Genomic DNA, 6,915 nt, shown 5'->3' with positions numbered 1-6,915 from the left:
TTAAAAAATGAAAACTTCGATATTTATTATCAACATGAAACCTTGTGAATCCCGTTGGTATGAGGTTCAAAAGCGACTTAAAGATCTTAATATAAGTGCTGAACGCTTTGAAGCTACTATTGGTAAACATCTTGGTGAGCAAGAGCTCCTCAAATGGTATTGCCCGAAAAAGAATAAAAACTCATATCATCGCAACTTAACACTAGGAGAAATAGGTTGTTACATTAGCCATATGCGAGTCTGGGAGCATATAGTTACACACTCGATACCTATGTGCGTAATACTTGAGGACGACATTATAATTAAATCGCATTTAACTAATACGATTGAATCAGCAGAAAAATTAAAAAATTGGGATTTTATAAAACTTTCCGATAGCCGAGATTTAGCATTTATTAATACACACCCCCTTGAGAGTGAGTTTGTTTTGGGGAATTACTTTAAAGTCCCAAATGGAGCTCAAGGATATATATTATCTCTTGAGGGGGCTAAGAAACTTCTGCACAGAAAGCCATTTTTTAGACCTGTTGATGTTGATATGCAGTTTCATAGTGAAGTTGGGCTCAATATCGTAGGTATTAAGCCATATCCAATTGCCACTAATAGCCAATTTGAAAGTGAAATAGCAAGGACAAATTCAGGTAGGCATTCTAATAAAAGTACATTTATTAGAAATTTAAAACACAGGTTAAACTTATATATGCAACGCAAAAAAATATCAGCTGATCTGTCAATTATAACTAGAAAGTTATAACTGAAGCTCAATATATTGGCTGCATGACTGCGACCTGTTAAATCTTAATAATTTCGCCACGCAATGGCGCCATTTTAGCTAAAATTTCATTTTGCACTGTATGTGGGATATTTTGCTCGTTCATTGCATTTATTAATAAATCGACAACGTGATTGAAGTCTTTTTCATTTATGTTCATACCTGTATGAATAGCAACCATAGAATCACCTTTATATTCACAAGGGCCCTCCACCAGCGAACATAAATGGCTAATAAACCCTTGTCGAAAATGGCTAATATTACTGTGTTCAAAGTAATGAAATACCTGCTTGTCATTACCTATTTGGGCAATAAAACTGTCAGTTAACTTTTCAAGCCCAGCTTGTTCGCCTAGTTGCTGATACAAAGAGGTATTAGGCTGTGTTGTACACCCTAAAAGTAAGCTTAAACAACAAAAAATAAATACACTCAGTTTCATTACCAATACCCCGTAACCGATAAATACCAGCCGGTTTGTTTATCAACACCAGCAATCCGCCCTAAGTCTAAATAGGCCGCAGTCACACTCATGTGCTTATTAGGCATCCACGCTATAAATAAATCGCGCCAATCTTGTTCGCCTAAACCTAGGTTATTGGCTTTTTGTCGATATTCAACACCAATGGCAAGTTCACGACTTACAAAAACTGCACTACTTGCTTCTACTAAAATATGGCTGCCCTCATTAGCCCCGCCATATCCTAACAGTCCTAGCTGATTGGCTTTACTGTAGCGAGTAGTCACATTCCAAAACCAGTTGTACCCAGCAAGTGCGCCCAAATGTAATTTACTGGCGGCTAGGTACACATCTGTACCACTGGTATTTTTTGCGCCAACTAACTTTGCTACTGTGCCATCCTCTAGTGATTTATGCTGTACCCCCATGCTTAGCTGGGGCCACTTACTGTATACTATATCACCATATAAACGAATTTTTGCCCCAGAAATTGACTGCTCTATTTCTGTATTGAGCGCAGGCACATCAAACTGCTGCACTGCATAACTGAGCTCAACACGATTGAATAGGTTTAGTTGCATGCCGCAGGCATCAAGACGGTAGTCAGTAACATCAGCACGACTACAAAAACCATTAACAGCCCATTCGTCCTCACTAGCATATCCTGCTAGCTGCGCCCAAGGAACTAACCCTCCTCCTGCACTGCCTTCAACTTGAGACACGCCCGGTGTTGCTAATAATTTCCCCGTAGCAGCCATACTTAACGCACTACAAAATGAGAGTGCCAAGGCGAATAATAACTTAATGTACACGCTGATATTCCTCTAACCATTGTTCTAATTGCTGCGCTTTTAAAGGGCGACTTAAATAGTAACCTTGCGCATGATCGCATTGCATTTCGTGAAGCATTGATAAAGACTCAGCGGTTTCCACACCCTCAGCCACAACAGAAAACCCCAATTGGTGACCCAATGTGATTGACGAGCGCACTATGTATTGATCTTTTTGTGATTCGTGCAGAGTTAAAATAAAGCATTTATCTAACTTAAGCTCATCAATAGGTAACATTTTTAAGCGCCCCAATGATGTTTGTCCGACACCGTAATCGTCTAATGAGATTTTAACGCCAATAGTTTTTAAATCTTCTAACGCTTTAATACCTTGGGCTTCATTTTCAATCATATCGCGCTCCGTCAACTCAATAGTGACAGAGCTTGGGTTTACTTGGTATTTATTTAAGGTGGCTACCAACGAAGCGTGAAAACCTGAATGAGCAATATCTTGGGCAGAAACATTAATAGCGGCTTGTAAATGAATATCCTTTTTTGACCAATCGGCTATTTGTGCAATCACAGTCTCGACAACCCAAGCGGTCAGCTCTACTATTAACCCTGACTGCTCGGCTAAATCAATAAAGACCTCAGGCGAGACCCAGCCACCATCTTTTCGTTGCCAACGAATAAGAGACTCTACCTTATCAATTTTCTGACTTTTAATATTCAATTTAGGCTGATAGGTCATAAATAATTGTCCATTATCATCATCAATTGCTTGTTTGAGTTCATCAAGCATAATTAAACGGTCTAAATGCGCCTCATCTTCACCGTCTTGATAATAATGTAAGCTTTGCTGACTCGTTGTAGCTGCATCTACAGCAATGAGTACACGTCGCATTAAATCGTCTGCTTTAGTCCCTTGCTCTGGGTATTGCACAATACCAGCATTAAAACGTAAGCTTATTTTTAAATTTTTAACCTTGTAAGCTAGCTGTAATTGCTTGAGTAAATCAGCCACTGCACATTTTACCTGCTCAACCTCTGCACAAGGGTAAACCGTTAAAAATTCATCGCCACCAATACGGGCATGAAAACCACCTAGCTCATCAGAAAATTGACGAATACGATTTGCCACTGCAATTAAACATCCATCCCCTACTTGTGGGCCAAGCTTATCGTTTATATGCCTTAAGCCTTTTATATCAATAGCAACAAGCGTGTACCGCGCATCATTAGTGAGCCGCTTAGCTAATAAATCTAACATAGCAGAACGGTTATAAAACCCTGTTAAAGTATCGTGATGTGCTTGAAAACTTATTTGCTGCTCACGCTTATTAATATCATTACCCATGTTATTAAAAGCATTCACGAGCGTTTCTATTTCACTGCTTTGCTTTTTACCTTCAAATTTAAAGCGGTAGTCGCCTTTTGCAAACTGTCTGGCAATAACCGCTAACTGTGAAAGTCCTGTCGTTAAATTATTTGCTAACAAACTACTGGTGATCACACCAAATAACATAGTTAAAACAGCGAGTGTGATAAGCGTTAATAATAATTGCTCAATATCGCGATAACTCGAGGTTAAATCTGCGCTAAGCAGTAAGGTTATCGGATGCGATTGTAAAGAGGGTAAAGCTATTTGTTCGTTTTCATAGGCCAAGTATTCGGCAAAAAAACGAGCCGTAGTTTTATTGGTAAAGTACGTTATTGGTTGAAAGTTATCTGGTTGGGATACTAGCGAGCTTGTTGCAAAATCATCTAATTGCGCAACAAAACTAACCTCCATTCCGGTTAAGCTTTTTAGCTCAGTAGCCACTGCAGATGTTATTTTAAATCCGACCAAACTGTAAGCTATGGTTCTGGGAGTTTTAACGGGTAATAAAATCACTTGGTACAGCTGGTTATTTAACACCACAAAGCTCGATTGCTCAGAATTATTTAATAACTCATCCATTAAGGGCTGTAGGTTATCGGCAAAATTTTGTGCATTAACATTAGCTGATACTAACCGCCCTGATAAATCGAGCAACAGCATAAGATCCGCATTGATCCGTTGACTGTGGTTGTATAACACACTGCTAATAGTGGCGGCATCACGAGTTGCAACCGCTTGCTTAAAACCAAAATCAGCGGTTAACACCTTTGCGGCTGTTAATAATAAGCCCTCTTTTGATTTTAAATATTGTTTATAAACGCTTTGCGCAACCGTTATATTCTGTTGCACTTTTTCTGCCTGAAATTTACTGGTAGACCACCAAAAGCTCAGTAAACTAACCAAGGTAGTGAGTAACACCAAGCCAACGCATAGCGTTGTTATACGGCTACGTAAATTATTGCCCATTACCTTTCCTAAATTTACTACCAAAGGTATTTCGTGGTGCAGGCGTAGACGTATTTATAGTGATTGATAACGGGTTGGTTGATTCTATACCAAACTGTTTTTTATTATCCAAGGGAGCTGTTTGTAGTGAATGCCAAACACTGGCTTGCACAGGAAAAGTGTCTACTTGCAGCTTTATCTGGCCTTGCTCGTTACTGGTATACACATGACTACTGTTAGCGACATATATATAGCCCACCATGGAGTCATGAATATTGCAGCCTAGAACAACAACACCTTGATTATCAAACTTAATAGGTTCTTCTGGCTGGCCAGAATAAAGCTTTAATTGAAAAGGTTTAGCTTTTGAAAAAGAATAAACATGGTGGCGAATATTATCGCTATTTGGAAAGTCGACGTACTGACCTTGGTGTACAATAAGCAACTCTGGAGAAAACTGTTTATCAACTTGATCCATTACCGCTGTGGGTAAATTGCCCGAAGTTTTTGAAGAAGGTAAATGATTTATTTCTACGACAGCATTAGGCAATACTTGGTCATGCTGATCTTTAATAACCAAATTAATGGTATTACCAAAAGCCGATACACTAAACAATACACCCAGTGCTAATAAATAACGACGTTTTGCAATAACTTGCCATGCTCGCTCTAACATAACCATACCCAAAAATTCACCATAGGTTAAGTTAATTAGAGACGAGCACTAATTGCAAGAATTATAGCTCAGTTACTTAAAATACATACTTTTTCATTAGTTAAAATGAGCTTTGCTATATCTGTCTACCCAATAGCGCCAAGTGCTCCATCTAAATCTAATGAGCCAAAGCGAGTTAATTTAGGTGGTGGTGAAAGGCGCACCACCACGAAGTGGTGGCTTTAATCAAATCCTTCCTGCTGAGCTAAATATTGCTTCACGATTTCAAGTGGTGCACCTCCGCAACTAACCAGACAATAACTTCTGCTGTAAAAAACTGGCTTCCAGTAAAACTCACCCAAGTGTTCGGAAAACTCCTTTCGCACAAGTCTTGATGTAGCAGTTTTTAAACTGTTCACCATTTTACTTGGTTGCATCTTGGGATTAGCAGAAATTAAAAGGTGAAGGTGATCTGGCTCACCATTGCACTCCAAAAGCTCACAATCCCAAGATTTTAACAACCTTTTGTACTGAGATTCTAAGTACGCGGCAACCTCTGGCGTGATACAGCGATGACGATATTTAGTTACAAGAACTAAATGATAGTGAATATTATAAACGCTGTGATACAGCGTATTTAGGGCTTGTTTTTTCATAACAGCTAAATATAATTAGTTGTTATGAAAAAAGCAATCCGTAAAGTTACATATAAAATGAAATCATCAGTTTCTCAAGAAGAATCGCTGATGGATTTGTTTGTCCACCATCACCAGTTGTACAACTGGGCTTTACGTGATCGCATCGAAACATATCGTGATTCTAATTACAGTCTTAACTTTCACGAACAGTGCAAAATCAACACTCTGTGGCGTAATAATCGTAAAGCGCATGGCATTTTCAATGCTAATGCTCAGAGTGAGCAAGTCACATTAAAACGTGTTGCACTGGCTTTTGACGGTTTTTTTAGACGGCTCAAAAAAGGTGATAAGAAAGCTGGATCCCCACGTTTTAAACCATTTCAACGCTTTAAAGGTTGGGGCTACAAGGCTCATGGTGATGGTTGGAAGCTCAACCTGAAAGAAAAAAAGCATGGTGCTGTTTATTTGGCTGATGTTGGTATCGTTAAGATCCGAGGTAAAGCTAGAAACACAGGAGGCAAGCCGAAAACTGCCGAAATCATCCGAAAGAATGGTGAGTGGTTCATTTCAGTTTCAATGGAGTATGACACCATTGAGAGAAACTGTGGCACTAAAGCTGTTGGCTTGGATTGGGGTGTTTCTCATTACTTTTCGACTATCGATCAGGATGGTAATTTTGAGCAAGTCGAAAACCCCCGTTACCTCAGAAACAGCAAAGAGCGATTAACCTCTTTACAACGTGACCTCGCGTTAGCGAAAAAAGGCACTCGCACCCAGCGAAAATTAAAGCATCAAATTGCCAAACTCCACCAGAAAATCGCCCGTCAAAGACTCGATTTTACTCATAAAGAAACTGCAAAATTAGTTGAAGTGGCGGCATTGATCGCCACCGAAAAACTCACCGTTAAGAACATGACTCGCAGTGCCAAAGGTACTGTCGAGAAAAACGGAAAAATGGTGAAACAAAAGGCTGGTCTGAATCGGGAAATTCTGAACACCGCGCCAGCCATGACTCTTAATTTGCTGCGATACAAAGCGGAAGAAGCTAGTAGCGAATTTGTTGAAGTACCAACAAAGCAAGTTAAGCCAAGTCAAACCTGCCCAGACTGCGGAGCTAAGAAGAAGAAATCCTTAGCAGACCGCTGGCACTCATGCGAATGTGGTTGTGAGAAGCCCCGCGATGTAGCCAGTGCGCAAGTTAACTTAAACTGGGCGTTAGGTATTCAGGCTGGGAACCAGCCTAAAAAGGTAGCTTAGGCTTTCTTTTTGAAACTCCTTCAAAACGAGCAGCGTTTAG

Annotated in this window: 7 protein-coding genes; 2 read left to right on the top strand and 5 right to left on the bottom strand. The window is 39.7% G+C overall.

What is annotated here, in order from left to right; all coding sequences use genetic code 11:
* Window positions 1-7: 7 nt before the first annotated feature.
* Window positions 8-754: a glycosyltransferase family 25 protein gene (locus tag P20311_RS13465; RefSeq protein ID WP_008113762.1), complete on the top strand. Its 747-nt coding sequence runs from the start codon at window positions 8-10 to the stop codon at window positions 752-754.
* A 37-nt stretch (window positions 755-791) separates the two neighbouring features.
* On the opposite strand, the gene P20311_RS13460 is transcribed toward P20311_RS13465, so the two are convergent.
* The 5 genes from P20311_RS13460 to tnpA all read right to left on the bottom strand — a co-directional run bounded on the left by P20311_RS13460 (window position 792) and on the right by tnpA (window position 5,636).
* Window positions 792-1,211 (bottom strand): group 1 truncated hemoglobin, encoded by a 420-nt coding sequence (locus tag P20311_RS13460; RefSeq protein ID WP_008113759.1) that lies wholly within the window; start codon window positions 1,209-1,211, stop codon window positions 792-794.
* Window positions 1,211-2,041, bottom strand: a complete 831-nt coding sequence (locus tag P20311_RS13455) for a DUF3034 family protein (RefSeq protein WP_008113758.1) — start codon at window positions 2,039-2,041, stop codon at window positions 1,211-1,213. The genes P20311_RS13460 and P20311_RS13455 overlap by 1 nt, the downstream gene beginning before the upstream one ends.
* A complete protein-coding gene (locus tag P20311_RS13450) occupies window positions 2,031-4,346 on the bottom strand; it encodes an EAL domain-containing protein (protein WP_008113756.1) in 2,316 nt (771 codons plus the stop codon). Before P20311_RS13450 ends, P20311_RS13455 begins: the two co-directional genes overlap by 11 nt.
* Window positions 4,336-5,001 carry a methylamine utilization protein gene (locus P20311_RS13445; RefSeq protein WP_036985203.1) on the bottom strand — a complete coding sequence of 222 codons (666 nt, stop codon included), beginning with the start codon at window positions 4,999-5,001 and terminating at the stop codon, window positions 4,336-4,338. The genes P20311_RS13450 and P20311_RS13445 overlap by 11 nt, the downstream gene beginning before the upstream one ends.
* Window positions 5,002-5,222: 221 nt before the next feature.
* Complete coding sequence (gene tnpA, locus P20311_RS13440; protein ID WP_036932744.1) at window positions 5,223-5,636, bottom strand: IS200/IS605 family transposase; 414 nt, start codon at window positions 5,634-5,636, stop codon at window positions 5,223-5,225.
* 24 nt (window positions 5,637-5,660) lie between these two features.
* On the opposite strand from tnpA, the gene P20311_RS13435 reads away from it, so the two are divergent.
* Window positions 5,661-6,875, top strand: a complete 1,215-nt coding sequence (locus P20311_RS13435) for an RNA-guided endonuclease TnpB family protein (RefSeq protein ID WP_036985200.1) — start codon at window positions 5,661-5,663, stop codon at window positions 6,873-6,875.
* Window positions 6,876-6,915: the final 40 nt, after the last annotated feature.

The organism is Pseudoalteromonas sp. BSi20311 (assembly GCF_000239875.1).
GTDB lineage: Bacteria > Pseudomonadota > Gammaproteobacteria > Enterobacterales > Alteromonadaceae > Pseudoalteromonas.
This window is presented reverse-complemented; position numbering and strand designations above follow the sequence as displayed.